Source organism: Kaistia sp. UC242_56, from assembly GCF_044452255.1.
GTDB lineage: Bacteria > Pseudomonadota > Alphaproteobacteria > Rhizobiales > Kaistiaceae > Kaistia > Kaistia defluvii_A.
In genome coordinates, this window is the sequence record NZ_JBIOAN010000002.1 from 2,759,929 (window position 1) to 2,786,097 (window position 26,169).

Genomic DNA, 26,169 nt, shown 5'->3' on the forward strand with positions numbered 1-26,169 from the left:
CGCGCGCCCTAGATGTGGATCGCTCGGCCGTAGGCCGAGAGCACGCTCTCATGCATCGTCTCGGACAGGGTCGGATGCGGGAAGACGGTGTTGATCAGCTCTTGTTCTGTTGTCTCCAGGTTCATGGAGATGACGAAGCCCTGGATCAGTTCGGTCACTTCCGCGCCGACGAGATGGGCGCCGAGCAGCTGGCCGGTCTTCTTGTCGAACACCGTCTTGACCAAGCCCTCGGGCTCGCCGAGCGCGATCGCCTTGCCGTTGCCGATGAAGGGGAACTTGCCGACGCGCACATCGTAGCCGGCTTCCTTCGCCTTCTTCTCGGTCAAGCCGACAGACGCGATCTGCGGGTTGCAGTAGGTGCAGCCCGGGATCTTGGCCTTGTCCATGAAATGCGGGTGCAGGCCGGCGATGGCCTCGACGGCGATGACACCCTCATGCTCGGCCTTGTGCGCCAGCATCGGCGGGCCGGCGACGTCGCCGATCGCCCAGATGCCGGGAACATTGGTCTTGCCGACGCCGTCGATGACGACGCAGCCGCGATCCGTCTTGACGCCGAGCTTCTCCAGACCGAGGCCCTCGATGTTGCCGACGACGCCAACCGCCGAGATCAGCTTCTCGGCCGAGATTTCCTGCGACTTGCCGTCCGCGGTCTCGATCGTCGCCGTGACCGAATAGTCCGCCTTGACGACCTTGGTCACCTTGGCGCCGGTCAGGATCTTGATGCCCTGCTTCTCGAAGCGCTTGCGAGCATGCGCGGCGATCTCTTCGTCCTCGACGGGGAGGATCTGCGGCAGAACCTCGACGACCGTGACCTCGGAGCCCATCGTACGATAGAACGAGGCGAACTCGATGCCGATCGCGCCAGAGCCCATGACGAGCAGGGTCTTCGGCAGCGTCTCGGGGATCATGGCCTCGAAATAGGTCAGGATCAGCTTCTTGTCCGGCTCGATGCCGGGCAGCGCGCGCGGGCGGGCGCCGGTCGCGATGATGATGTTCTTCGCTTCATATTCGCCGGCACCCAGCGCATTCTTCGGCGCGGGATTGGGCTTGCCATAGGCCTCTTCCGGCGCCGGCTTGACGACGACCTTGCCAGGCGACGCGATCTCGGCGACGCCCCAGATCACGTCGACCTTGTTCTTCTTCAAAAGGCCGGTGACGCCCTGGTTCAGCTGGGCGGCGACGCCACGCGAACGCTTGGTGATCGCCGACATGTCGGCGCTGAATTTCTCCACCGACAGGCCGTAATCCTTGGCGTGGTCCATGTAGTGGTAGACCTCGGCCGAGCGCAGCAGCGCCTTGGTCGGGATGCAGCCCCAGTTCAGGCAGATGCCGCCGAGATGGGTCTTCTCGACCACGGCGACCTTGAGGCCGAGCTGGGCGGCGCGGATGGCGGCGACATAGCCGCCCGGGCCGGAGCCGATGATGATGACGTCGTAGGGTGCGGCCATGTTCGTCTCGCTGCGCGTTGAAGGTCTGGCGGCCCCCTCCTCACGGGGAGAAGGGAGCCGGAACGACGGTGTTGGCTACACCAGCATCGCCATCGGCTTCTCGATATAGCCCTTGAAGGCCTGGAGAAGCTCGGCGCCCAGCGCGCCATCGACCACGCGGTGATCGGTCGAGAGCGTGACCGACATGATGGTCGCGATCTTGATTTCGCCGCCGCGCACGACCGGCTGCTGGATGCCTGCGCCAACGGCGAGGATCGTCGCATGCGGCGGGTTGATGATCGCCGCGAAGTCCTTGACGCCGAACATGCCGAGGTTGGAGACCGAGGTCGTGCCGCCCTGGTATTCTTCCGGCTTCAGCTTGCGATCGCGCGCCCGCTTGGCCAGGTCCTTCATCTCGTTGGAGATGGTGGACAGCGACTTGGCATCGGCGTTGCGCACGACCGGCGTGATCAGCCCGCCGGGGATCGAGACGGCGACGCCGACATCAACGACCTTGTGCACCAGCATGCCGCCATCGGTCCAGGAAGCGTTGGCGCCCGGAACCTTCTTCAGCGCCAGAGCCATGGCCTTGATGACCATGTCGTTGACCGAGATCTTGTAGACGGGCTTGCCGTCCGCATCCTTCGGCGCCGAGCCATTGATCTGCTCGCGAAGCGCCAGCAGCGCATCGAGATCCGTATCGACGGTGACGTAGAAGTGCGGAACGTTCTGCTTCGATTCCGTCAGGCGGCGCGCGATCGTCTTGCGCATGTTGTCATGCGGCACGAGCTCGTAGGAGCCTTCGGCGAACAGCTTGAGCGTCTGCGCGTCGGTCGGGCCGGAATGCGCCGGAGCCGGGGTTGCGGCGGCGGGCGCCGGCGCGGCAGCGGCAGCAGCCGGTGCAGCCTTGGCGACGCCACCCATCTTCGCAGCTTCGACATCGGCCTGCACGATACGGCCATGCGGGCCGGAACCGGCCACCTTGGCGATATCGATGCCGGCTTCCTTAGCGATACGGCGCGCCAGCGGCGAGGCGAACACGCGCTCGCCCGACGCAGCGGCAGGAGCCGCTGCCGGAGCCGCCGGTGCGGGCGCAGCCACGGGTGCGACGGCAGCCGGTGCGGGTGCAGCCGCCGGAGCCGAAGCGGCGGGTGCCGCTGCGGCGGTCGGAGCCGCTTCCGGCGCAGGAGCGGCCTCGGCCGGCGCGGCGCCGATGGCGCTCGCATCCTCGCCATCCGCCAGAAGAACGGCGATCAGCGCATTGACCTTCACGCCCTGCGCGCCTTCCGGCACCAGCAGCTGGCCAACCGTGCCTTCATCGATGGATTCGACTTCCATCGTCGCCTTGTCGGTCTCGATCTCGGCGATGACATCGCCCGACTTGACCTTGTCGCCAACCTTCACGTTCCACTTGGCGAGGTTTCCCTCTTCCATGGTCGGCGAAAGCGCGGGCATCAGGATATTGATCGGCATAAAGCACCTATTGGCGTGATTCTGGCGTGCCCAGGTCTAACGGACGGTCCCATTCGGAATCGAAACTGGACTTGATCGCGTCAAGCGCCTGCCCTTCCGAGCAGACGCCGTCAGTTTCGAATCCACGCGCTACCTGACGTGCGATGTCGACCAGCAGGATACCCCACGTGGCCGGGTCATCGAACGCTGTCCGGAAGCTGACGTCCAGACCTTTGTCGACGATCCAGGCGCGGAACACTTCCGCTGCATCTTCCGATTCCAGGGCGCCGGGCGGAATTTCAAGCTCGCGTTTGTGTCCGGCCATGGCGCTACCGATACGTTACGGCTTTGACGGCCGCGACGACTTCGCCGACATTCGGCAGCGCAAGCTTCTCGAGATTGGCGGCGTAGGGCATCGGAACGTCCTTGCCCGTGACCTTCAGGACCGGCGCGTCGAGGAAATCGAACGCCTTTTCCATCAGCTCGGACGCGATGTGCGAGCCGATCGAGTTCTGCGGCCAGCCCTCCTCCACCGTCACGCAGCGGCCGGTCTTCTTGACCGACTCGATGACCGTGTCGATGTCGAGCGGCCGCAGCGTGCGCAGGTCGATCAGCTCGGCGTCGATGCCCTGCTCGGCCAGTTCCGCTACGGCCTTGGTCGCATAGGTCATGCCGATGCCGAACGAGACGATGGTGACGTCCTTGCCGACCTTGTGGATGCGCGCCTTGCCGATCGGCAGGACGAAGTCCTCGATCTGCGGCACGTCGAAGGAATGGCCGTAGAGGATCTCGTTCTCGAGGAAGATCACCGGATTGGGATCGCGGATCGCCGCCTTGAGCAGGCCCTTGGCGTCGGCGGCCGTGTAGGGCACGACGACCTTGAGGCCCGGGATATGGCTGTACCAGGACGAGTAATCCTGGCTGTGCTGGGCGCCCACGCGCGCTGCCGCGCCGTTCGGACCGCGGAAGACGATCGGCGCGCCGAGCTGTCCGCCCGACATGTAGAGCGTCTTGGCGGCCGAGTTGATGATCTGGTCGATCGCCTGCATGGCGAAGTTGAAGGTCATGAACTCGACGATCGGACGCAGGCCGGCCAGCGCCGCGCCGGTCGCGAGACCGGCAAAGCCGTGCTCGGTGATCGGCGTATCGATGACGCGGTCGGCGCTGAATTCCTGCAGCAGACCCTGCGTGATCTTGTAGGCGCCCTGGTACTCGGCGACTTCCTCGCCGATGACGAAGACGTCGGGATCCCGGCGCATCTCCTCCGCCATCGCATCGCGAAGTGCTTCGCGGACGGTGGTCGAGACGAAGGTGGTGCCTTCCGGAATCGCCGGATCGGCCGCGACCTGGATCGCGATCGGGGCGGCGGCAACCGGGGCAGCGGCGGGAGCCGCAGCCGGCTTTGCCTCGGCGGCGGGCGCCTCCGCAGCGGCCGGAGCCGCTTCTGCCTTCGGCGCGGCCTGCGCGCTCGCGGCGGCGGAGACGTCCTCGCCGTCAGCGGCGATCACGGCGATCGGGGTGTTGACCTTCACGTTCTCGGTGCCTTCGGCCACGAGAAGCTTGGCGATCGTTCCCTCGTCGACGGCTTCGACTTCCATCGTCGCCTTGTCGGTCTCGATCTCGGCGATCACGTCGCCGGACTTGACGGTATCGCCTTCCTTCTTGAGCCACTTGGAGAGCGTACCCTCCTCCATGGTCGGCGAGAGGGCCGGCATCAGAATATCGATGGGCATGGCTGTCTCCCGGCCTTACTTCAAAATGTCCGTCCAGAGCTCGGATGCATCCGGCTCCGGATCGTTCTGGGCGAATTCCGCCGCGTTGTTCACGATATCACGCACCTCGGCGTCGATCTTCTTCAGATCGTCCTCGGTGGCCCATTCCTGCTGCAGGAGACGGGTGCGAACCTGCTCGATCGGATCGTGCTCGTTGCGCATCTTCTGGACTTCGTCCTTCGACCGGTACTTGGCCGGGTCGGACATGGAGTGTCCACGATAGCGGTAGGTTTCCATCTCGAGGATGTACGGACCCTTGCCGGAGCGGCACCAGGCAACGGCCTTGTCGCCGGCTGCCTTCACGGCGCGGACGTCCATGCCGTCCACCTTCTCGCCGGGAATGTCGAACGAGACGCCGCGACGGGAGAAGTCGGTCTGCGCGGAGGAGCGCGACACGGACGTGCCCATGGCGTAGCGGTTGTTCTCGATGATGTAGACCACGGGCAGCTTCCAGAGCTGCGCCATGTTGAAGCTCTCGTAGACCTGGCCCTGGTTGGCCGCGCCGTCGCCGAAATAGGTCAGGCAGACCTTGTCGTTCTTGCGATAGCGGTTGGCGAAGGCGAGGCCGGTGCCGAGCGACACCTGGGCGCCGACGATGCCGTTGCCGCCGAAGAACTGCTTCTCGATGGAGAACATGTGCATCGAGCCACCCTTGCCGTGCGAATAACCGCCGCGCCGGCCGGTGAGCTCTGCCATCACGCCATTCGAATCCATGCCCGCAACGAGCATGTGGCCGTGATCGCGATACCCGGTGATCGTCTGGTCTTCACCGGTCCGAATCGCCATCTGCATGCCGACAACGACAGCTTCCTGGCCGATATAGAGGTGACAGAAGCCGCCGATGAGGCCCATGCCATACATCTGGCCGGCCTTTTCTTCGAAACGGCGGATGAGGAGCATCTCGCGATAGGCGAAGAGTTCCTGCTCCTTGGAGAAATTTTCAACAGCGGTCGGCCTTGCCGATTTTACCGTTGCAGTCTTCCGTCCGGCGGCCGGCGCAGATTTGCTGCCGACTTTCGCTTTGGCTACGGCCATGCCTTGTTCTCCGGGGCGTGTCCCAAACTGAGCGGGACGTTATCCGAAGCCAACCGTCATTCCAAGATGCAGCGCAAGCATCGGAGCCATGCGTCAACTACATGACTTGATTACAAAAATTGTAATGAACTGAAATTCGGTTCATCGCAATTCCAGCCGCGATCGCAATGCTGCGGGGTCTATTGCGATGCAGCAATGCTGATCACCAACTCGTCTGCCTGGACGACATTGAGCTTGGCGCGGGCCCTCTCGTCGATCATGTCGGGATCGAGACTCTCAGGCCGGAGCAGCTGCGCGCGAGCCACCAGAGAGAGGCGGTTCGCCTTCAGTTCCGCCAATTCCTTTTCCAGGACAATGGCTTCCCGCTCCATTCGCTCGCGCGACCAGATACCGTAGTCGCCATTGAAGGAATGGTAGGCGAAGTAGCCCATCACGGCGAGCGAGCCGAGTGGAAGGATGAGCCGCCGAAGCTTGGAATGCTTGCGCTGTCGAGTGGTCATGAGGGAATCTGAACGCGGTGCAACATGATTGATAAAGGATAGGCCAAGACGATTAACGCGGAGTTTCCGGCTCGCTCGCGGCGCTGAGAAAGCCGTTAAAAAGCGCTGCGGCCTGTTGCATCGGGCTTTTCCCCAGCTCGCTGGACCGCCCTCCTCCGTCTTGCCGACAAACTGCCCCAGGTTGCATGCGACGGCGTGACCGCGCGCATGACGGTCTTCAAAATAGAGAATCCTTGGCTATTGGGCCCACTCGCGGTATGGGAGGGCCAACTCGCATTCCGCATGATCCTTCACCGCTCGCGAACCGTTTGCGCGCGACCCGGAATGCTTCTCCAATTTCAGGCCTTCGCCCACCATGGTATCGCTCGTCCAGAATCCAGCCCTCGCACGCGCCCTCGCGGAAAAGGGCTATGAAACGCTTACCCCCGTCCAGACCGCTGTCCTCCAGGATAGCGTCGGCGAAAACGATCTCCTCGTCTCCGCGCAGACCGGCTCCGGCAAGACGGTGGCCTACGGCCTCGCCTTTGCCTCGACGCTTCTGGGCAATGAAGAGCGCTTCGGCCCGGCCACTGAGCCGCTGGCCCTCATCATCGCCCCGACGCGCGAACTGGCTCTGCAGGTCCAGCGCGAGCTGATCTGGCTCTATGGCCCGGCGGGTGCGCGAATCGCCTCCTGCGTCGGCGGCATGGACGTCCGCCGCGAAGCCCGCGCGCTGGAAATGGGCGCGCATATCGTCGTCGGCACGCCGGGCCGCCTGCGCGACCATCTGGAGCGCGGACGCCTCGACATATCCAAGCTCAAGGTCGTCGTGCTCGACGAGGCCGACGAGATGCTCGACCTGGGCTTCAAGGAAGATCTGGAGCTGATCCTCGACGCGTCGCCGAAAGAGCGCCGCACGATGCTGTTCTCGGCCACGCTGCCGCGCGAAATCGTGCGCCTGGCCAAGCAGTATCAGCGGGACGCCATCCGCATCGACACGATCGACCAGAGCCAACCGCATGGCGACATCGAATATCGTGCGCTGCGCGTTGCGCCGAACGAGATCGACCACGCCGTCGTCAACGTGCTGCGCTATTTCGACCAGCCGGCAACGCTCGTCTTCTGCTCGACGCGTGAATCGGTTCGCCGCCTGCATGCGAGCCTTCAGGAGCGCGGCTTCGAAGTCGTGGCACTGTCGGGCGAGCTCAGCCAGGGCGAGCGCATGCATGCGCTGCAGGCTCTGCGCGACGGCCGCGCCCGCGTCTGCGTCGCCACTGACGTCGCCGCGCGCGGTCTGGATCTTCCGGATCTCGGCCTTGTCGTCCATGCCGACCTGCCGACCGGCCCCGCCATCCTGCTGCACCGTTCAGGCCGTACCGGCCGCGCCGGCCGCAAGGGCATTTCTGCCCTGCTCGTTCCCTACACCAACCGCTCCAAGGCGCTGCGCCTGATCAGCGCCGCCGGCGTCGACGCCTATTGGACGGCCGCTCCGTCCGCCGACGAGGTTCGCGCCAAGGATCAGGAGCGCCTGCTCGAGAAGGCCATGGTCTCCGAGCCGGCTTCCGAGGAAGACATGGCGCTCGCGACCGAGCTGCTCACCAAGCGCACGCCGGAAGAAATCGCCGCCGCGCTGATCCGCCTGCACCGTTCGCGCCTGCCCTCGCCCGAGGATCTGTTCGATCCCGGCCAGCAGCAGGATCGCGGCGCACGCGACGCCAAGCCCCGCCGCCAGGACAGCCCGCGCGGCGAGCGCAGCGATCGTTCCGACCGCGATGCGCCCCGTGGCGAGCGCCCGCCCCGCGCCCCGCGCGACGCCAGTGACGGCCAGTGGCCGACCAGTGGTCCCGGCAGCGAGAACGGCCGCGTCGAGCGCCCGCAGCAGGACATGGTCTGGTTCCGCATGAGCATCGGCCACCAGAAGAACGCGGATCCGAAGTGGCTGCTGCCGCTGATCTGCCGTCGTGGCCACGTCACCAAGAACGAGATCGGCGCGATCAAGATCTTCGAGCGCGACACGCGCTTCGAGATCGTCGCCGAGGCGGCCGAGCGCTTCACCGTCGCGCTGCGTCGCGGTGGCGAGGAAGAGATCCGCATCGAGCCGGCTGACGGCGCGCCCGTCGGCGGCGCCGGAGCCCGTGGCCCCGGCAAGAAGCCGACCCGCCGCGCCGGCTTCAAGCCCGGCGGTGCCGGCGGCAAGCCTGGTTTCAAGCCGGGCGGCAAGCCCGGCTTCAAGAAGCGCGAACGCAACGACGGCTAAGCGCTTCTTTCGCTATGGAATCATCGGGGCCCGCGACATCGTCGCGGGCCTTTTTCGTTGGGCTTCTTTCGGGGGGCGACAGGCCTCTATCCGAGCCGTTTTCACCTCTCCCTGAGAACCCTCCCGCAAGACCCGTCCTCAACATGCTGAGGAGGCCCGGAGGGCCGTCTCGAAGCGCGCAGAGCGGCGCCGCCATCAAGATTTGCCCAGAGCCGGTGCGTCCTTCGAGGCTTCGCTGCGCGAAGCGCCTCAGGATGTTGGACGTCGGGGATCTGCAGAGCGTCCTTCTTGGGTTACGCAAAGTCTCGGCAAAGCGAGGCACGCACGAGATCGGGGACAGGCCCTCCGGTTCAAAGCATGACAACCCCGGCGCCCCGGCGAAGGCCGGGGCCCATAACCACAGGCCAAGCAAGCAGTGACCAGCCTCTTGTCTTCGCATGCCTGTGTGTCTGGATCCCGGCCTACGCCGGGATGACGCTGGACTCGGGTTCAAATACGTCACGCAAAGGCCTCGAAGAGTTCAAGTACCCATCTTTCCAGTCGCAGCACCCAAACAAAAAGGGCCCGCGACGATGTCGCGAGCCCTCTGCAATCCGTCAGAAAAACCCTGCCAGATCAGTCCTTGAGACGCTCGAGCGCGGCGTGGATCTTGGCGGTCAGCTCCTGGGCTTCGGCCAGGCGCTCGCGCTGTTCGTCGATCACCTCTTCCGGGGCGCGCGATACGAAGTTCTCGTTGCCGAGCTTGGCTTCGATCTTCGCGATCTCCTTGGCGGCCTTGTCGAGCTCCTTGCCGAGACGCGCGCGTTCGGCGACGAGGTCGATGACGCCGGCCAGCGGCAGGGCGATCGTCGCCTCGCCGAGCACGGTCTGCACGGAACCCTTGGGCGGCGTGTCGGCGGCCGAGATCTCGGACGCCCGCGCCAGGCGCTTGATCAGCGCATCATGCGTCGCCAGCCGCGCCGTCGTCTCCGCCGAAGCGCCGACGATGATCAGCGGCACCATGGCGCCCGGCGGCACGTTGATCTCGGAGCGAACCGAGCGGACCGCCGAAATGAGATCCACCAGCCAGTTGATCTCGGCCGCAGCCGCCTCGTCCTCGAAGTCGAGCGTCGGCCACGCGTTGAGCGCGAGCAGGCCCTCGCGGCGGCTGCCCTCGTCGGCCGTGCGGTCCCAGAGCTCCTCGGTGATGAAGGGCATGAAGGGGTGCAGCAGCGTGACGATCCGGTCCAGCGTCCAGCCGATCGTGGCGCGGGTCTCGGCCTTGGCGGCCTCGTCCTCGCCATTCAGCACCGGCTTGACCAGTTCCAGATACCAATCGCAGAACGAGTTCCAGACGAAGCGATAGAGCGCGTTGGCGGCGTCGTTGAAGCGATAGGCTTCCAGCGCCTCCGTCACGGCCCGCGCGGTGCGCGTCGTCTCGGTCGCGATCCAGCGGTTCAGCCGCTCCTTGGCCGTCGAGGGATCGAAGCCGGCAACCCGCGTCGCGCCGTTCATCTCGGCGAAGCGCGAGGCGTTCCAGAGCTTGGTCGCGAAGTTGCGGTAGCCCTCGACGCGCGAGGTCGCGAGCTTGATGTCGCGGCCCTGCGCCGCCATGGCGGTCAGCGTGAAGCGCAGCGCGTCGGCGCCATACTCGTCGATCAGCGTGATCGGATCGATGACGTTGCCCTTCGACTTCGACATCTTGGCGCCCTTCTCGTCCCGGACGAGCGCGTGCATGTAGATGTCCTTGAAGGGCTCGACCGGCGTGCCGTTCTCGTCCTTCATGAAGTGCAGGCTCATCATCATCATCCGGGCGACCCAGAAGAAGATGATGTCGAAGCCGGTGATCAGGACGCTGGTCGGGAAGTAGCGGGCAAGCTCGTTCGTCTCGTCCGGCCAACCCATCGTGGAGAACGGCCAGAGCGCCGAAGAGAACCAGGTGTCGAGCACGTCCTCGTCGCGCGTCAGCGCGGCTGGCGCGCCGTAATGCGCCGTGGCCAGCGCCGAAGCCTCGGCCTCGTCATAGGCGACGAACACCTTGCCGTCCGGGCCATACCAGGCCGGGATCTGGTGTCCCCACCAGAGCTGGCGCGAAATGCACCAGGGCTGGATGTTGTCCATCCACTCGTAATAGGTCTTTTCCCAGGTCTTCGGGACGAAGTTGGTCCGCCCTTCGCGCACCGAGGCGATCGCCGGCTGCGCCAGCGTGTGCGCATCGACATACCACTGCTCGGTCAGGAACGGCTCGATCGGCACATTGCCGCGATCGCCATGCGGCACGGTGTGCGCATGATCCTCGATCTCGGCCAGATAGCCCTGCTCTTCCATCATCGCGACGATGGAATTGCGCACCGTGAAGCGGTCCAGGCCCTCGAAGGCGGCGATCGTGTCGGCAAGTGCCGCCGTCTTGTCCAGCCCCGCGAGGAACTCGGCATTGCCGGCGATCGCCACATTGGCCTGGCGATCGAGCACCGAGATCATCGGCAGGTTGTGGCGGCGGCCGACCTCGAAATCGTTGAAGTCATGCGCCGGCGTGATCTTCACCGCGCCCGAACCCTTCTCGGGATCGGAATATTCATCGGCGACGATCGGAATGCGGCGGCCGACGAGCGGCAGGATGGCGTGCGCGCCGGCGGCGACGAAGGCCTGGTAGCGCTCGTCATCCGGATGCACGGCGACGGCGGTGTCGCCCAGCATCGTTTCCGGCCGGGTCGTCGCCACCGTGATGAAGGTCGTCGCATCGTCGGGATCGAAGGTCTTGCCCTCGATCGGATAGCGGAAATGGTAGAGCTTGCCCTTGGTCTCGACCTGGATGACCTCGAGATCCGAGATCGCCGTCTCCAGCTTCGGGTCCCAGTTGACCAGGCGCTTGTCCTTGTAGATCAGCCCGCCGCGATAGAGCTCGACGAACACCTTGAGCACGGCCTTGGACAGGCCCTCATCCATGGTGAAGCGCTCGCGCGACCAGTCGGCCGAGGCGCCAAGGCGTTTCAACTGGCCGATGATCGTGCCGCCGGATTCGGCCTTCCACTTCCAGATCTTCTCGACGAAGGCCTCGCGGCCGATCTCGCGGCGGCCGGGCTCCTGGCGCTCGGCCATCTGCCTCTCGACCACCATCTGCGTGGCGATGCCGGCATGGTCGAGGCCGACCTGCCAGAGAACATCCTTGCCGCGCATACGCTCGAAGCGGACGAGAACGTCCTGCAGCGTGTTGTTGAGCGCATGGCCCATATGCAGCGAGCCGGTGACGTTCGGCGGCGGGATGACGATGGAGAAAGGCTCCGCGCCGGGCTTCGCGCCAGCGCCTGCCTTGAAGGCGCCTTGGCCTTCCCAAGTTTCATAGATGCGCGGCTCGACCGCGGCCGCGTCATAATTCTTATCGAGCATGACCGTTTCCGGATGAGGAATTTGAACTGGTGTAAATCGGATGGTCGCGGGCGAGTCAACCGCGCAGCCCCAAGGCAGCCCCAAGGCCCATCCCCCGCCTGCGTCGAACGCCTTATATGGGAAGCCGGGAGGCGTTCCGTAAGAACGGCGCCACGCGCCGTCCGTGCGAGGTCGCCGGGAGGTCAGCGACCGCGCGAAACGCGCTCGATCTCGTCGCGCACCAGCCGCTCGACGAGCGGCGGCAGGTTGGTATCGAGCCAGGTCTTCAGCATCGGCCGGAGCATGTCCTTGACCAGATCCTCGAGCGTCCGCGAATTGCCGGCCAGCACCGTATTGGCGAGATTGCCGAAGGCGGATTGCACGATGGCGTCGGCAGCCGGCGACAGCAGCGGCTCGCCGGCTGGCAGTTCGTCCCGGACAGGCCTGGAGGGCGCAGCGGGACCCGGCGCAGGCGTTTCGGCGCGAATGGGCGAAGGGGCGCGGACGGGTTCGGCGACGCGCGTCGGCTCGGGCGTGTGCACCGCCGGGCGCAGCATGCGCGGCTCGGCCATGGGCGCCGAAGCGGCGGGCGTCGGTTCCGGCGCGACAATGTCGGTGCGGGCCGGGGCGGCTGGCGGCGCGGCAAACTCGGCCACGCGGGCGCTGAACAGCGCATCGATATCGGCGGCGGAGACGGGGACGCTCGGAAGCTTGGGCGGCAGCGCCGTCAGCTCGGAAGCCTTGGGCGCAGCCAGGCCATGTTCATCCTCGGAGATGATCCGGCGGATCGAGGCGAGGATTTCCTCCATCGAAGGCTCTTGTGCCGCACTGACTTTGGCCATCGCTACCCCACACCCACAGAACTCAGTCGAATCGCTTTGAGAATCCAGCGATTCCAAGGGCCAGAGTAGCGAAAAGCACGACCGGCCGGAACACGACCGGTCGCTTTTCCCCGACTGGAGGCTCGACTACCGGCCGTCCGGCGTCCTGAGGCCGATCCACTTGTCGCGAACCGCCTGGTAATGCTGCTTCGGCTCGTAGCGCTGGACCTTGAGGCTGAGGTTCTCTGCCGAAAGCGAGCCGGTCGACGACAGCAGCGTATAGGAGGCCACGACCTGGGCACGCTGTGCCAGGATCAGCGTCTCGCGGGCCTGCAGCAGCGACTGCTGCTGGTTCAGCACGTCGAGGGTCGTGCGCTGGCCGACCTTCTGTTCTTCGATGACGCCTTCGAGGGCGAGCTGCGAAGCGCGGATCTGGTCCTGGGCTGAGGTGATCGACGCACGGGCAGCCTGGAGCTGGCCGAAGGCCGAAACCGCCGCCGCGCGGACCTGGTCGCGCGCCGAATCCAGCTGGATGCGGTACTGGCCGAGCGTTTCCTTGGCCTGGCGGGTCTGCGAGTAGACAACGCCGCCTTCATAGATCGGCACGCTCAGATTGGCCGTGATGGTCGCGGAATTGCCCCACGAACCCGTGTTCGACGAATCATCATTGTGCGCGAGCTGGCCCTGCACCGACACGGTCGGCAAGAGCTGGCCCTCGATCACCTTCACGTTGAAGGCGGCCGTGTCGACGTTATAGCTGGCGGCGCGAATGGCCGGATGGCGCGACTGGCCGGCGGAAACGGCCGACTCGGCCGACTTGGCGAGCAGGCGGGTGTTCACCACCGGCGTCTGCAGGCTCTTCGGCGCGGTGCCGATGATCTGGATGTAGGTCGCATTGGCGGAGTTCAGGTCCGCAATGGCGACGTCATAGGCCGTCTGGCCCTGGCTGAGCGCCGCATCGGTCTGAGCCAGGTCGGTACGCGTGCCCTCGCCCACCTTCAGGCGGTCGGCGGCGGCGCGCTGCTGTTCGCGCAGGAAGGCGATGTTCTGCTCGCGCAGGCTGACAATGCCCTTCTGGTAGATGACGTTGGTATAGGCCGTCACGGCATCCAGCAGCACGTCCTGCTCGGTCGAACGCAGGATCTCGCGACCGGCGAGAACCGCGGATTCGGCCTGCTTCACGGAGTTCTGCGTGCGAAATCCGCGAAAGATCGGCTGTTCGATGGTGAGCCCGTAGCCGCGCGGCCAGGTCGTCGACGACCCGACGGGAAGCTGCGGCGACGTACGACCCCGCGAATAGGACGGTCCGATGAAGGCGTTGCCCGTCAGCACGGGACGATATCCCGACAGAGCCTGGGGAACGTTTTCGTCGGTCGCGCGTAGTTGAGCGCGCATCGCATTCAGCGTGGGGTTGGAGTTATACGTCTGCGAAAGGGCGGAAGTCAGCGTTTCGGCATATACCGAGGGGGCAGCTACGATAACCGCAGCCATAGCTACGGTTGCCAGATAGACCCGGGAAAAAACCACGTTCGAAACCTCGGCGTTGCGAGGCGACGCCCCCCTACCGGACGTCCACCGTCGGACAATACATCGTTAATGTACGCGAGCCCCCGTGACGGTCAAATGGCATGGGGTGCGAAAAGTTGGATAAAGCGCTCCGTGCGACGGGAAAGCCACAGATACCGCTCGACGAACCGTCGCGGAATCAGCGGCTAACCCGTTCATTCCAATGGGAAATCAGAACACGAACGACTTGGGCTTGGCAAAGCCGGGCAAGGTGCGGACCGAGGTGTTGAACGCCGGACGGCCGCTGACCGACCCACCGGAGCGCGTGTAGATCATCGCTTTTGCAGCCAGGCCGTTCGCACCGACCACGGCGATGATTCGTCCCCCCCTCGCCGAGCTGGTCGACCAGCGCCGGCGGAATGAGTTCGACGGCGCCTTCGAGCAGGATCACGTCATAGGGCGCCTTGGCGGCATGGCCGTCCTGAAGCGGCCCGACGACGACTTCGACATTGGAAACGCCAAGCGTCGCGAGATTGTCGCGCGCGGTCGCGGCCAGGGCCTCGTCCGATTCGAGCGCGACCACCGAGGCCGCCAGATGGCTGAGGATGGCCGCGGAATAGCCGGTGGTGGTGCCGACATCGAGCACGCGATCGGTCGGCAGGATCGCGGCAAGCTGGACCAGCTTCGCCAGGGGCCCCGGCTCCATGACATAGCGCGGCGCGCTGCCGGGAGCCGACACGAGCAGATCCTCGTCGATATAGGCGAGCGGCTTCAGATGATCGGGCGCGAAGATCTCGCGCGGCACCGCGGCGAAGGCGTCGAGCACGTCGTACTCGGTCACGTCGACAGTGCGAATCTGGCAGTCCACCATCGTGGTTCGCGCCTTGGCGAAATCGACCATGATCAGGGACCCTTTATCGTCATTGTGGCAATAGACGTTCCAATACCGGGCGTTCGGCAAGGTGACAAGCCATTCCGGAGGGGCGCGGCGCCGCAGGCCCCCGCCGATCGTCGACGCCGCGGGGGATAGCCAAGCGCCATCATCCTCCTGTTACATGGGCTGTCCATACGACGCCGTGAAACGACGCGTCGAGATCCACCGGATGCGCGGTTGTCGTTCGATCAGCTCACTCTGAAAGAGGATACAGTCGATGGTACGCAAGACACTCTATGGCGCCGCAATTGCCCTTCTGGGCCTTTCCACCATCCAGGCTGCTGTCGCGGACACGAAGATCGACAACAGTGCACTTGAATCCACTGCGTTCCGCCCGCACGACCGGACGTTCGGCCTCGTCTATACGATGCCGGCCGAGGTCAACGAGACCCTGCATCGCTCGCTGGGCGGCATGCTGACGGAGCGCCTTTTGACGCTCGCCCTCGAGACCGAGGCCATCCGCACCAACATCCCGCATGTCACGGTCGTGCACATCCACAACGCCGACCCGACCACGCCGGCGAAGATGCTCGAAGCGCTGCCGACGCCGCCGAAGCCGCTCAACGTCACGCTGAAGAAGTTTTATACCACCGAGGCCGCCAAGGGCGCCGGCCAGCCCTGGTGGCTTGACCTCGGCGTGGTCAAGGAAGGCGACGGCTTCGAGCGGATGATGGCCTACAACACCGCTGCCACCGCCGCCCTGACGCCGCTGCGCGACGGGCCGCTGCCGCGCGTTACCGGCCCGGTCTTCGCCAAGATGGCCGATGCCGGCAAGGAGCTGGTCAAGACCGTCGGCGTCAGCGGCGTCAACGTCGTGAAGAACGGCGAGGAACTGCGCTCGCACAATCCGCACAACACGCTCGTCTACAGCACCAAGACCTTCTCGCCGGAAATCCAGCAGTCGATGGGCGCGCTCGCCGACCAGTTCAACCAGATCCTGCCGGAGGGCATTCCGGCGACGTTCAAGACGGTCTCGATCGTCGAGCTGGCCTTCTCGGGCAATGTCACCCGCGAGATCTACCGCGTCGATCTCGAGACCGGCGCCGTCCTCGACGTCGCGACCGGCAAGACCGTCACCCGCTGACGCCTCTTCCAGGAAGGTGGGGCGGTCTTCCGGACCGTCCCGCCTTCCCTGCCCGGCCCCGGTGCGCCGTTCGGCCGAAGTCCTCCACAGCCTTGCGTCGGCATTGTTGACGATCGGACTAGACGTCGCCGCTGCGAGCTTGTAGAAGCCGCCAGACGGTCGCGGAAGCATCAGCTCCCTCGCCCGTTGCGCGGTTCGGGTCTTTTGCGATTGCCCTGAAATGCGCCTGCCGGATGTCCCGCCGAAATATGATTTCGAGCGGCATATCAACGAGATGGCCTCGTGGCGGAATGGTTACGCAGAGGACTGCAAATCCTTGCATCCCGGTTCGATTCCGGGCGAGGCCTCCACCCCTTCTTCTTCCAGTGATATCGACCCCTCCGGGGAGCCCGACCACGGCGAACCCGCCGGGCTCATTCGGCGTTTGTCGTCGCCGGCGCTCGTTTGAGGCCCTTCCCGGACGACGGCGGCACGGCCTGCGTCACGTCCTGAATGAAGCGCACCGTGTCGTCCAGTGTGGGCGCACGACTGCGAAGCAGGGGCGAAAAGGTGCCGATCAGCGTGCGGTGATCGACGCCGGGATAGAGCACCGCCGCGACCTGCCCGCCGCGCGATTCGATCTTGCGGGCAAGGCGCGTCGTGTTGCCGGGATCGACCGTCGTGTCGTCTGTGCCGGCTGCGACGAAGATCGGCGCCGCTTTGCCGTCGACGAAGTTGATCGGCTGGGTGCGAGCGCGCTGATCGACAGGCCCGAAGATATCCTTGAGCTTCGGATCGGTCAGAGGCAGGAAATCATAGGGTCCGGCCAGACCGACCATGCCCTCAATATCCCGGCGACTATCGAGGCCGACATTCGCCAGCCATTGAGGGTCCAGCGCCAGCATGGCGGAGATATGGGCGCCGGCAGAGTGCCCGATCAGCACGATCTTCGCGGGATCGCCGCCATAGTCGGCGACGTGGTCGCGCGTCCAGCGGACAGCCTCCGCCGCGTCGCGCAGAAAGTCCGGAAAGCGGACCTCCGGATAGACCCGGTAATCGGGGATGATCGTGACGATCCCGCGTTTGGCGAGCGCGGCGCCGACGAAGCGATAGGTCGCCCGATCGCCCTCCTCCCACGTCCCGCCATAGAACATCACGGCGACCGGGAGCCTCTCGGCCCCGCCGCGCGGCCGATAGATATCCAGCTGATTGCGCGGTCCCGTTCCATAGGGGACGTCGGTCGCAACGCGATTGTTGGCGAAGGCGGCGAGGCCGTTCAGAAAATCGACCGGAGAGAACCACATGACATTTCCCAGGTAGACGATCGCGGAGATGGCGAGGCCCAGGACGCTCCAGCGCAGCCACGGCCTCGTTCGCGAGGCCGTGGCAGACAGCGCGGCGCCCCCGCCGAGATTGCCGGTCGAGACGTGCGAGGCGGAGAAACGGGTCGGCGCGAGAAAGCGCCGGGCGAGGCGGGGGATCGAGACCATGATGGCTATACGGACCGCCGTCCCGAAAAGTTCCGCGCCGAAAAACAATCGCTTCGAACCTGTCGGATGATCGAGAGCCCTCGCCCGCCGGATTGCCAGCCGGGTCGTTCGGGGCGATAAGACCGCCATGCTGGATCATCCCCTCGCCCCTCGCCACGGCGGCGCCCTTCGCGACGCATCCGCGCGCTATGGCGTGGCGCTGGAGGACTGGCTGGATCTCTCGACCGGGATCAACCCGCACCCCTACCCGCTGGCGGATCTGCCGGCTTCCGATTTTCATCGCCTGCCCGATCCCGCCGCCCTCGCCGACCTGCTGGCGGTAGCGCGCAAGGCCTATGGCGTGCCGGCCAAGGCGGCCATCGCGGCCATGCCGGGTTCGGATCTGGCGCTGCGCCTGTTGCCGCTCGTCGCGCCGGCCGGCGATGTCGCCATTGTCGGCCCGACCTATTCCGGCCATGCCGAGGCGTGGGGACGCGCCGGGCGCGGGGTCCATGCGGCGGCATCGCTCGACGAGGCGGCCGAGCGGGCTGCCATCGTCGCGATCGTAAATCCCAACAATCCCGATGGCCGCGCCGTCACCCCCGCCGAGCTTTTGGGCGTCGCCGAGCGGCTGGCGCGGCGCGACGGACTGCTGGTGGTCGATGAGGCGTTTGGCGAGGTGGCGCCGGGGCTGAGCGTGATTCCACACCTGGGCGCCTTGCCGATCGTGGTGCTGCGCTCGTTCGGCAAGTTCTATGGGCTGGCTGGCCTGCGGCTCGGCTTCGTGCTGGGGCAGGACGCGCGCGTCGAGCACCTGCGCGAACGGGTCGGCGATTGGCCGGTCTCGGGCCCGGCTTTGTCGCTGGGCCGGAAGGCGCTGGCCGATTCGGCCTGGCAGTCGGCCACCCGGCAAAGGCTTGCCGCCGCCCGGAGCCGGCTGGAGAGCCTCGTCAGCGGCGTAGGGCTGGCGATCGAAGGCGGCACCGACCTCTTCGTTCTGGTGCGCACCCCGCAGGCCGTCGCTATCCACGGATCGCTGGCGCGCGCCGGCATCTGGACCCGAGTCTTCGCCGACCAGCCGGACCGCATCCGGATCGGCCTGCCGCCCGAATCCGGCTTTGCGCGGCTGGAAGCCGCGCTGGGTCGGGTCGAGCGCTAGGCGCCCTCGCCGCTCCCCTTAGAGCGCGGCGATATCGCCTCGCGCCCAGCCTTCCTTGGTGGCCAGGCGGAAATCCTCGAAGCGGCCTTCGTCGATCGCGGCGCGGATGCCGGCCATCAGGCTCTGGTAATAGGCGAGGTTGTTCCAGGTCAGCAGCATCGCGGCCAGCGTCTCGCCGGACTTGAACAGATGATGCAGATAGGCGCGCGAGTAATCGCGGCTGGCCGGGCAAGCCGATTCCTCGTCCAGCGGACGATGATCGTCGGCGTGGCGCGCATTCTTCAGATTGACCTTGCCGAAACGGGTGAAGGCCAGCCCATGCCGGCCGGCGCGGGTCGGCATCACGCAATCGAACATGTCGATGCCGCGCGCCACCGATTCGAGGATGTCGTCCGGCGTGCCGACGCCCATCAGATAGCGGGGTTTGTGCTCCGGCATCACTGGCGTGGTGATGGAGAGCATTTCGAGCATGACCTCCTGCGGCTCGCCGACGGCGAGGCCGCCGACCGAATAGCCCTTGAAGTCCATGGCGGCGAGCGCTGTGGCGCTCTCGATGCGCAGGCGCGGATTGTCGCCGCCCTGCACGATGCCGAAGATCGCCTTGCCGGGCTGGTCGCCGAACGCCGCCTTGGAGCGCTCGGCCCAGCGCAGCGACAGGTTCATCGCGCGCTCGATTTCCTTCTCGGTCGTCGGCAGGCCGACGCATTCGTCGAGCTGCATCTGGATGTCGCTGCCGAGCAGGCCCTGGATCTCGACGGAACGCTCCGGCGTCAGCTCGTACCGGCGGCCGTCAATGTGGCTCTGGAAGGTGACGCCCTTCTCGTTCAGCTTGCGCAGCTTGGAGAGCGACATGACCTGGAAACCGCCGGAATCGGTCAGGATCGGGTGCGGCCACTGCGCGAAGGTATGCAGGCCGCCGAGCTTCGCCACCCGCTCCGCACCGGGGCGCAGCATCAGGTGATAGGTGTTGCCGAGGATGACGTCGGCGCCGAGCTCGCGCACCTGGCCCGGATACATCGCCTTGACGGTGCCGGCCGTGCCGACCGGCATGAAGGCCGGCGTGCGGATGGTGCCGCGCGGCATGGAAACTTCACCGCGTCGCGCCATGCCATCCTTGGCGAGTAGCTTGAACTGGAAGGTCTCGGTCATTCTGTCTCGCATCTCTTCACCTCTCCCTGAGGGAGAGGTCGGCCCGCCAGGGCCGGGTGAGGGTTTACGGCGCATCCGGAGAGTTTCCTAAACCCTCACCCGCCGGCTTCGCCGTCGACCTCTCCCTCAGGGAGAGGTGAAAGAGGTCTTATCCGCCATCCGGCTCCGCCGGGAAAAGCAGCGACGCGTCGCCATAGGAATAGAAGCGATAGCCGCTGGCGACCGCATGCGCATAGGCCGCCCGCATTGTGTCCAGCCCGGCAAAGGCGGAAACCAGCATGAACAGCGTCGAGCGCGGCAGATGGAAGTTAGTCATCAGCAGGTCGATCGCGCGGAAGCGATAGCCCGGCGTGATGAAGATGCTGGTCGGGCCGTTGAACGGCCGGATGATCTTGTCCTCGCCGGCGGCGCTTTCGAGCAGCCGCAGCGACGTCGTGCCCACCGCAACGACGCGGCCGCCCCGCGCGCGAACGGCGTTGAGCGCATCCGCCGTCGCCTGCGAGACCTCGCCGCGCTCGGCATGCATCTTGTGCTCGGCCGTATCGTCAGCCTTGACCGGCAGGAAGGTGCCGGCGCCGACATGCAGCGTCACGAAATGCCGCTCGACGCCCAGCGCATCGAGGCGCGCAAAAAGGTCGGGCGTGAAATGCAGGCCGGCGGTCGGCGCCGCCACGGCGCCCTCCTCGCGCGCATAGATCGTCTGGTAGTCGAGCTTGTCTTCGCCATCCTCGACACGCTTCGAGGCGATATAGGGCGGCAGCGGGATATGCCCGACCGAAGCGATCGCCTCGTCGAGCGCGGGTCCCGTGAGATCGAAGGCCAGCACCACCTCGCCCGCATCGCCCTTTTCGGCAACGGTCGCGGCAAGGCCGGAGACCAGGCAGGCGCGATCGGCGCTTTCGCCAAACTGGATACGGTCGCCGAGCTGCAGCTTCTTGGCCGGTCGGACAAAGGCGCGCCAGCGATCGGCCGCCTCGCGCATATGCAGCGTCACACCGATCCGCGCCGAAACGCCATCGCGCACACGCTCGCCGAACAACTGGGCCGGGATCACCTTGGTGTCGTTGAAGACGAGCGCATCGCCCGGGCGCAGCATGTCGGGCAGCTCGCGCACGATGCGGTCTTCCAGGGCCGCGCCCTGCTTGACGACCAGCAGGCGCGCGGAATCGCGCGGCCGGGCAGGACGGAGGGCGATATTCTCCTCGGGGAGATCAAAATCGAAAAGGTCGACGCGCATGGGGGCTCAAACAAAGAGGGGCGCCGTTCGCACGGCGCCCCTCTCCTAATCAGCCAGGCCCGCTATTGCAAATCGACCGGCGTCATGCCGGCGATCGGCCGCAGGCCAAGCGGGATCACGCCACGTCGGCGGCGACCTTCATCGAGACGATCTTGTCCGGGTTCTGGACCGGCTCGCCGCGCTTGATCTTGTCGATGTTGTCCATGCCTTCGATGACCTGGCCCCAGACGGTGTACTGGCCGTCAAGGAAGCGTGCGTCGCCGAAGCAGAGGAAGAACTGGCTGTCGCCGGAGTTCGGATCCTGCGAGCGGGCCATCGACGCGGTGCCGCGGACATGCGGCTCGCGCGAGAATTCGGCCTTGAGCTTCTTGCCCGAACCGCCCATGCCGGTGCCGGTCGGGTCGCCCGTCTGGGCCATGAAGCCGTCGATCACGCGATGGAACACGATGCCGTCATAAAAGCCTTCGCGAGCCAGTTCCTTGATCCGCGCAACGTGCTGCGGCGCGAGGTCCGGGCGCAGGGCGATGGTCGCCGAGCCCTGGGTGGTCTCGAGGATGAGGGTGTTCTCCGGGTCCTTGATTTCGGCCACGGTTATCTCCTTCTGAGGGGCCGCGCCGGAAGGCGGCGCAGCGAGAGCCGACTTACTTCGCGTCGGCGGCGATCTGCATCTTGATGATCTTGTCGGGGTTTGCCGGGGGCTCGCCCTTTGCGATCTTGTCGACGAACTGCATGCCGTCGACGACTTCGCCCCAGACGGTGTACTGGCCGTCGAGGAAGCCGCCATCGGCGAACATGATGAAGAACTGGGAATTGGCCGAGTTCCGGATTCTGCGAGCGCGCCATGCCGAGCGTGCCGCGCGCAAAGTGCGCCTTGGAGAATTCGGCCTTGATGTCGGGCTCCTTCGAGCCGCCCATGCCGGTGCCGGTCGGGTCGCCCGTCTGAGCCATGAAGCCGTCGATCACGCGGTGGAAGACGACGCCGTCATAGAAGCCCTCGCGGGTCAGCTTCTTGATCTGCGCGACATGCTTCGGCGCCAGGTCCGGGCGAAGCTTGATCACGACGCGACCATCCTTCAGGTCGAGATAGATCGTATTTTGCGGGTCGAGCTTCTCGCTCGCAGCCTGGGCAGGCGCAGCAATGAAGAGGAACGCAGCGGCGATCGCCGCGAACAGGCCAAGGAAACGGGTCACTGAGACCTCCGGTCGGTGGACGGTACCGCCTTTTGCGGTGACGTCAGGAACTGAATTTTTGTGTCAGCTTTCGGGCGACACCCGTCGGGACGAAGGCTGAAGCGTCGCCGCCCATCTTCGCAATCTGGCGTACCAGCGTCGCGGTTATGTGACGCGTCGCGGGCGTAGCCGGCAGAAACACGGTTTGAATCGCCGGCGCCATGGCGCCGTTCATCCCCGCGAGCTGCATCTCATAGTCCAGATCGGTGCCGTCGCGAAGCCCGCGGATCATCACCGATGCGCCGCAATCGCGCGCGGCGTCGATCGTCAGCCCGTCAAAGGACATCACCTCGATTCGGCCTGCCCCGCCCTCGATCTCATCCGCGAGCTCGCGGATCAGCGCCACGCGCTCGTCAAAGGAGAAGAGCGGCGTCTTGCCGGGGTGGACGCCGATGGCGACGACGAGCCTGTCCACCACCGCCAGCGCGGCGCGCAGCATCTCGACATGGCCGTTGGTCGGCGGATCGAACGAGCCCGGATAGAGTCCTGTACACACCATGATCACATCTCGCTCCCGGATCGATGCCGGATTCTCACGCAAGGTTTACGAAGGAGAAGAAGACTTCCTTAAGGAACCAACTTCCCAAACGGACATTGCTTCCCCAGATGAATAGCAAATGAACGGCGAGTTGTGATGCGGTTCATAGGCAAAGGAGCAGGTTGCGTCCACGTTCCGGCGCAACAGGACACGGAGGGCAAGCCATGACGACGTGGTTCCACAGCATCATTCTCGCAACTTGCGCCGCAGCGACCATCGCGGTTGGTTTCGCCAGCGCAGCCGCCTATTCCGACCGGGATGTTCCGGCAGCCAAGAAGGGCGATCGCCTTTCTGCTGCCGTAGAGCTCTCCGAAGCTCGGATGACGACCATCGTGGATAGCCAGAAGGGCTATTCGGTCATTACCCGCGTCCCCATCTCGGACGCGAACTGAGGGTTTCCCCTCAACCCTGAAAGACCTCCAAGAAGACCCCAAGATCATTTGTGACGACGCCGGCCTTTCCCCTGAGGCCGGCGTCATCGTTTTGTAGGGAGCGTTCAGCCTTCGGCCGGCGTCTCGGGGGCCGGCGGCGCATCCGGCGAGGGCGGGCCATCGGAGGCCGGTGCAGGCGCTTCTGCGTCCGGCTCGTCTTCCTCGACATCCGTCAGGCGGTCGACCGAAACGACCTTTTCCTTGTCGCTCGTATTGAAGACGATGACGCCCTGCGAGCCGCGGCCGACGATCCGGATCGGCTTGTCGCCGCCAACCGGCATGCGGATCATCTGCCCGGCATCGGTCACCAGCATGATCTGGTCCGAATCTTCCACCGGGAAGGACGCGATCAGCTCGCCGTTTCGGTCATTCACCGCCATGGCGACGATGCCCTTGCCGCCGCGACCGGTGATCCGATACTCGAAGGACGACGTCCGCTTGCCGTAGCCATTCTCGGAGATCGTCAGCACGAACTGCTCGGCGGCGCTCATCTCGGCATAGCGCGTCTGCGGCAGCGTTGCATTGCCCGGTGCCTCGTCGGCATCGTGCTCGATGACCGTCGCATCCTCGACCTCGCCACGCACCGCGCGGCTCATCTTCAGATAGGCCGAGCGTTCGTCGCCATTGGCATCGAAGTGATGCAGGATCGCCATCGAGATGATGCGGTCGCCCTCGGCGAGCGAGATGCCGCGCACGCCGGTCGAGTCGCGTCCCTTGAAGACGCGTACGTCGGTGACGGCAAAGCGGATGCACTGTCCCTTAGCGGTGGTCAGCAGAACGTCGTCATGCTCGGAGCAGAGCTGGACGTCGACGATCGCGTCGCCTTCCTCGTCGAACTTCATGGCGATCTTGCCATTGCGGTTCACCTGGACGAAGTCGGAAAGCTTGTTACGGCGAACCGTGCCGCGCGTCGTCGCGAACATCACGTCGAGCGTTGCCCACTGATCCTCATCCTCGGGCAGCAGCAGGATCGAGGTGATCCGTTCGCCTTCCTGGAGCGGCAGCAGGTTGTTCAGGAACTTTCCGCGCGCCTGCGGAGCGGCCAGCGGCAGCCGCCAGACCTTCATCTTGTAGGCGATGCCGCGCGACGAGAAGAACACGACCGGCGTATGCGTGTTGGTGACGAACAGACGGGTTACGAAATCCTCGTCCTTCGTCGCCATGCCGGAGCGGCCCTTGCCGCCGCGATGCTGGGCCCGGTAGGTGACCAGCGGCACGCGCTTGATGTAGCCCTCATGGCTGACGGTGACGACCATGTCTTCGCGCTGGATGAGGTCTTCATCCTCGAAGTCGATGCCGCCGTCGAGGATCTCGGTCTTGCGCGGGGTGGCGAACTCGTCGCGCACCGCGACCAGCTCTTCGCGGATGATCGCGACGATGCGGGCGCGCGAACGCAGGATCTCGAGGTAGTCGGCGATCTCGGTGCCGAGCTTGTTCAACTCGTCGGCGATTTCGTCGCGTCCCAGAGCCGTCAGGCGCTGCAGGCGGAGATCGAGGATCGCGCGCGCCTGGACTTCCGACAGCTGGTAGGTGTTGTCGGCCGCCAGCTTGTGGCGCGGATCGGCGATCAGGGCGACCAGCGGGGCGATGTCGACGGCCGGCCAATGCCGCTCCATCAACCGCTCGCGCGCCGTCGAAGGATCGGGCGCGGTGCGGATCAGATGGATGACTTCGTCGATATTGGCGACGGCGATGCCGAGGCCGACCAAGACATGGGCGCGGTCGCGCGCCTTGTTGAGCAGGAAGCGGGTACGCCGCGCGACGACTTCTTCGCGGAAAACGACAAAGGCCTGGATCAGGTCCTTGAGGTTCATCAGCTGCGGCTTGCCGCCGGTCAGCGCCACCATGTTGACGCCGAACGACGTCTGCAGCGGCGAATAGCGATAGACCTGGTTCAGCACGACATCGGCCACGGCATCGCGCTTCAGCTCGATGACGACGCGCATGCCGAGGCGATCGGACTCGTCGCGGATGTCGGAGATGCCCTCGATCCGCTTGTCGCGGACGAGCTCGGCGATCTTCTCGATCATCGTCGCCTTGTTCACCTGGTACGGGATCTCATGAATGATGAGAGCCTCGCGCTCCTTGCGAACCGTCTCGATTGTCACGCGGCCGCGCATCAGGACCGAACCACGGCCCTCGTGATAGGCAGACCGGATGCCGGCGCGGCCGATGATCAGACCGGCGGTCGGGAAGTCCGGACCCGGAATGATCTCCATCAGCTCTTCGATGCTGATGCCGGGATTTTCCAGATAGGCGATGCAGCCGTCGATCACCTCGCCCAGATTGTGCGAGGGAATGTTGGTCGCCATGCCGACGGCGATGCCGCCGGCGCCGTTGACCAGCAGGTTCGGGAAACGGGCCGGCAGGACGACGGGCTCGCGCTCCGAACCGTCATAGTTGTCCTGGTAGTCGACCGTGTCCTTGTCGATATCGTCCAGCAGCGCATGCGCCGGCTTCGCAAGGCGCACTTCCGTGTAACGCATGGCGGCCGGGCTATCGCCGTCGACCGAGCCGAAATTGCCCTGACCATCGGCCAGCATCACGCGCATGGAGAACTCTTGCGCCATGCGGACGAGGGCGAAGTAGATCGAAGCATCGCCGTGCGGATGGTACTTACCGATCACATCACCAACGACGCGGGCCGACTTACGGAACGACTTGTTCCAGTCGTAGCCGTTCTCATGCATCGAATAGAGGATACGGCGGTGCACCGGCTTCAGGCCGTCGCGCGCATCGGGAAGCGCGCGGCTCACGATCACGCTCATCGCGTAATCGAGATAGCTCCGCTTCATCTCATCGGTGATGGAGATCGTTTCGTTGTCGGATGGGCGGCCATCGCCCGGCTCATCGGGGCGTGGCGGC

Annotated in this window: 19 protein-coding genes, 1 tRNA gene and 2 pseudogenes; 5 read left to right on the top strand and 17 right to left on the bottom strand. The window is 65.4% G+C overall.

Going from position 1 to position 26,169, the window contains the following annotated elements:
* Positions 1-8: 8 nt before the first annotated feature.
* The 6 genes from lpdA to ACHMWQ_RS15710 all read right to left on the bottom strand — a co-directional run bounded on the left by lpdA (position 9) and on the right by ACHMWQ_RS15710 (position 6,186).
* Positions 9-1,448 carry a dihydrolipoyl dehydrogenase gene (gene lpdA / locus ACHMWQ_RS15685; protein WP_396308180.1) on the bottom strand — a complete coding sequence of 480 codons (1,440 nt, stop codon included), beginning with the start codon at positions 1,446-1,448 and terminating at the stop codon, positions 9-11.
* 75 nt (positions 1,449-1,523) lie between these two features.
* On the bottom strand, positions 1,524-2,900 hold the full coding sequence (locus ACHMWQ_RS15690) for a pyruvate dehydrogenase complex dihydrolipoamide acetyltransferase (RefSeq protein WP_396308181.1): 1,377 nt from the start codon (positions 2,898-2,900) through the stop codon (positions 1,524-1,526).
* Between the two features lie 7 nt (positions 2,901-2,907).
* Positions 2,908-3,204, bottom strand: coding sequence for a DUF5076 domain-containing protein (locus ACHMWQ_RS15695; RefSeq protein WP_354549290.1), 297 nt, complete (start codon positions 3,202-3,204; stop codon positions 2,908-2,910).
* A gap of 4 nt (positions 3,205-3,208) precedes the next feature.
* A complete protein-coding gene (locus tag ACHMWQ_RS15700) occupies positions 3,209-4,612 on the bottom strand; it encodes a pyruvate dehydrogenase complex E1 component subunit beta (protein WP_396308182.1) in 1,404 nt (467 codons plus the stop codon).
* A gap of 15 nt (positions 4,613-4,627) precedes the next feature.
* Entirely contained in the window at positions 4,628-5,686 is a 1,059-nt protein-coding gene (pdhA, locus tag ACHMWQ_RS15705; protein ID WP_396308183.1) for a pyruvate dehydrogenase (acetyl-transferring) E1 component subunit alpha, read from the bottom strand.
* 179 nt (positions 5,687-5,865) lie between these two features.
* A complete protein-coding gene (locus ACHMWQ_RS15710) occupies positions 5,866-6,186 on the bottom strand; it encodes a septum formation initiator family protein (protein WP_354549295.1) in 321 nt (106 codons plus the stop codon).
* A gap of 355 nt (positions 6,187-6,541) precedes the next feature.
* Here ACHMWQ_RS15710 and ACHMWQ_RS15715 point away from each other — a divergent pair, with 355 nt between their 5' ends.
* The gene (locus ACHMWQ_RS15715; protein WP_396308184.1) at positions 6,542-8,422 is read left to right on the top strand and encodes a DEAD/DEAH box helicase; all 1,881 of its coding nucleotides are present in this window, start codon (positions 6,542-6,544) and stop codon (positions 8,420-8,422) included.
* Between the two features lie 615 nt (positions 8,423-9,037).
* On the opposite strand, the gene ACHMWQ_RS15720 is transcribed toward ACHMWQ_RS15715, so the two are convergent.
* The 4 genes and pseudogenes from ACHMWQ_RS15720 to ACHMWQ_RS15735 all read right to left on the bottom strand — a co-directional run bounded on the left by ACHMWQ_RS15720 (position 9,038) and on the right by ACHMWQ_RS15735 (position 14,998).
* Positions 9,038-11,788: a valine--tRNA ligase gene (locus ACHMWQ_RS15720; RefSeq protein ID WP_396308185.1), complete on the bottom strand. Its 2,751-nt coding sequence runs from the start codon at positions 11,786-11,788 to the stop codon at positions 9,038-9,040.
* 182 nt (positions 11,789-11,970) lie between these two features.
* The gene (locus tag ACHMWQ_RS15725; protein WP_396308186.1) at positions 11,971-12,609 is read right to left on the bottom strand and encodes a DUF2497 domain-containing protein; all 639 of its coding nucleotides are present in this window, start codon (positions 12,607-12,609) and stop codon (positions 11,971-11,973) included.
* A 126-nt stretch (positions 12,610-12,735) separates the two neighbouring features.
* Positions 12,736-14,079 (bottom strand): TolC family outer membrane protein, encoded by a 1,344-nt coding sequence (locus tag ACHMWQ_RS15730; RefSeq protein ID WP_396308187.1) that lies wholly within the window; start codon positions 14,077-14,079, stop codon positions 12,736-12,738.
* A gap of 246 nt (positions 14,080-14,325) precedes the next feature.
* A pseudogene (locus ACHMWQ_RS15735) lies at positions 14,326-14,998 on the bottom strand (protein-L-isoaspartate O-methyltransferase).
* A gap of 247 nt (positions 14,999-15,245) precedes the next feature.
* Between ACHMWQ_RS15735 and ACHMWQ_RS15740 the strand changes: the two are divergent.
* Positions 15,246-16,112: a hypothetical protein gene (locus tag ACHMWQ_RS15740; protein WP_396308188.1), complete on the top strand. Its 867-nt coding sequence runs from the start codon at positions 15,246-15,248 to the stop codon at positions 16,110-16,112.
* A gap of 276 nt (positions 16,113-16,388) precedes the next feature.
* Positions 16,389-16,462 (top strand) — tRNA-Cys (locus ACHMWQ_RS15745).
* A gap of 63 nt (positions 16,463-16,525) precedes the next feature.
* Here the strand turns inward: ACHMWQ_RS15745 and ACHMWQ_RS15750 are convergent.
* The gene (locus ACHMWQ_RS15750; RefSeq protein WP_396308189.1) at positions 16,526-17,581 is read right to left on the bottom strand and encodes an alpha/beta hydrolase; all 1,056 of its coding nucleotides are present in this window, start codon (positions 17,579-17,581) and stop codon (positions 16,526-16,528) included.
* 127 nt (positions 17,582-17,708) lie between these two features.
* Between ACHMWQ_RS15750 and cobD the strand changes: the two genes are divergently transcribed.
* Positions 17,709-18,719 carry a threonine-phosphate decarboxylase CobD gene (gene cobD / locus ACHMWQ_RS15755; RefSeq protein WP_396308190.1) on the top strand — a complete coding sequence of 337 codons (1,011 nt, stop codon included), beginning with the start codon at positions 17,709-17,711 and terminating at the stop codon, positions 18,717-18,719.
* Between the two features lie 18 nt (positions 18,720-18,737).
* Here the strand turns inward: cobD and tgt are convergent, their stop codons facing one another.
* The 5 genes and pseudogenes from tgt to coaD form a co-directional block, all read right to left on the bottom strand.
* Positions 18,738-19,868: a tRNA guanosine(34) transglycosylase Tgt gene (gene tgt / locus ACHMWQ_RS15760; protein ID WP_396308191.1), complete on the bottom strand. Its 1,131-nt coding sequence runs from the start codon at positions 19,866-19,868 to the stop codon at positions 18,738-18,740.
* Between the two features lie 148 nt (positions 19,869-20,016).
* Positions 20,017-21,105 carry a tRNA preQ1(34) S-adenosylmethionine ribosyltransferase-isomerase QueA gene (gene queA / locus ACHMWQ_RS15765; RefSeq protein WP_396308192.1) on the bottom strand — a complete coding sequence of 363 codons (1,089 nt, stop codon included), beginning with the start codon at positions 21,103-21,105 and terminating at the stop codon, positions 20,017-20,019.
* Positions 21,106-21,220: 115 nt separating this feature from the next.
* The gene (locus ACHMWQ_RS15770; protein ID WP_354549309.1) at positions 21,221-21,694 is read right to left on the bottom strand and encodes a peptidylprolyl isomerase; all 474 of its coding nucleotides are present in this window, start codon (positions 21,692-21,694) and stop codon (positions 21,221-21,223) included.
* A 52-nt stretch (positions 21,695-21,746) separates the two neighbouring features.
* A pseudogene (locus ACHMWQ_RS15775) lies at positions 21,747-22,266 on the bottom strand (peptidylprolyl isomerase).
* Positions 22,267-22,339: 73 nt separating this feature from the next.
* Positions 22,340-22,831, bottom strand: a complete 492-nt coding sequence (gene coaD / locus ACHMWQ_RS15780; protein ID WP_396309459.1) for a pantetheine-phosphate adenylyltransferase — start codon at positions 22,829-22,831, stop codon at positions 22,340-22,342.
* A 206-nt stretch (positions 22,832-23,037) separates the two neighbouring features.
* Here coaD and ACHMWQ_RS15785 point away from each other — a divergent pair, with 206 nt between their 5' ends.
* The gene (locus ACHMWQ_RS15785; protein WP_396308193.1) at positions 23,038-23,265 is read left to right on the top strand and encodes a hypothetical protein; all 228 of its coding nucleotides are present in this window, start codon (positions 23,038-23,040) and stop codon (positions 23,263-23,265) included.
* A 104-nt stretch (positions 23,266-23,369) separates the two neighbouring features.
* On the opposite strand, the gene gyrA is transcribed toward ACHMWQ_RS15785, so the two are convergent.
* Complete coding sequence (gyrA, locus tag ACHMWQ_RS15790; RefSeq protein ID WP_396309460.1) at positions 23,370-26,099, bottom strand: DNA gyrase subunit A; 2,730 nt, start codon at positions 26,097-26,099, stop codon at positions 23,370-23,372.
* Between the last annotated feature and the right edge of the window lie 70 nt (positions 26,100-26,169).

Excerpts from the sequence above, each read along its gene's own strand:
- ACHMWQ_RS15725 (WP_396308186.1), bottom strand. The coding sequence starts at position 12,609 with ATGGCCAAAGTCAGTGCGGCACAAGAGCCTTCGATGGAGGAAATCCTC.
- ACHMWQ_RS15695 (WP_354549290.1), bottom strand. The coding sequence starts at position 3,204 with ATGGCCGGACACAAACGCGAGCTTGAAATTCCGCCCGGCGCCCTGGAA.
- ACHMWQ_RS15710 (WP_354549295.1), bottom strand. The coding sequence starts at position 6,186 with ATGACCACTCGACAGCGCAAGCATTCCAAGCTTCGGCGGCTCATCCTT.
- pdhA (WP_396308183.1), bottom strand. The coding sequence starts at position 5,686 with ATGGCCGTAGCCAAAGCGAAAGTCGGCAGCAAATCTGCGCCGGCCGCC.
- tgt (WP_396308191.1), bottom strand. The coding sequence starts at position 19,868 with ATGACCGAGACCTTCCAGTTCAAGCTACTCGCCAAGGATGGCATGGCG.
- lpdA (WP_396308180.1), bottom strand. The coding sequence starts at position 1,448 with ATGGCCGCACCCTACGACGTCATCATCATCGGCTCCGGCCCGGGCGGC.
- ACHMWQ_RS15700 (WP_396308182.1), bottom strand. The coding sequence starts at position 4,612 with ATGCCCATCGATATTCTGATGCCGGCCCTCTCGCCGACCATGGAGGAG.
- ACHMWQ_RS15690 (WP_396308181.1), bottom strand. The coding sequence starts at position 2,900 with ATGCCGATCAATATCCTGATGCCCGCGCTTTCGCCGACCATGGAAGAG.
- ACHMWQ_RS15785 (WP_396308193.1), top strand. The coding sequence starts at position 23,038 with ATGACGACGTGGTTCCACAGCATCATTCTCGCAACTTGCGCCGCAGCG.
- ACHMWQ_RS15715 (WP_396308184.1), top strand. The coding sequence starts at position 6,542 with ATGGTATCGCTCGTCCAGAATCCAGCCCTCGCACGCGCCCTCGCGGAA.
- ACHMWQ_RS15750 (WP_396308189.1), bottom strand. The coding sequence starts at position 17,581 with ATGGTCTCGATCCCCCGCCTCGCCCGGCGCTTTCTCGCGCCGACCCGT.
- ACHMWQ_RS15740 (WP_396308188.1), top strand. The coding sequence starts at position 15,246 with ATGGTACGCAAGACACTCTATGGCGCCGCAATTGCCCTTCTGGGCCTT.
- ACHMWQ_RS15720 (WP_396308185.1), bottom strand. The coding sequence starts at position 11,788 with ATGCTCGATAAGAATTATGACGCGGCCGCGGTCGAGCCGCGCATCTAT.
- cobD (WP_396308190.1), top strand. The coding sequence starts at position 17,709 with ATGCTGGATCATCCCCTCGCCCCTCGCCACGGCGGCGCCCTTCGCGAC.
- ACHMWQ_RS15730 (WP_396308187.1), bottom strand. The coding sequence starts at position 14,079 with ATGGCTGCGGTTATCGTAGCTGCCCCCTCGGTATATGCCGAAACGCTG.
- gyrA (WP_396309460.1), bottom strand. The coding sequence starts at position 26,099 with ATGAAGCGGAGCTATCTCGATTACGCGATGAGCGTGATCGTGAGCCGC.
- queA (WP_396308192.1), bottom strand. The coding sequence starts at position 21,105 with ATGCGCGTCGACCTTTTCGATTTTGATCTCCCCGAGGAGAATATCGCC.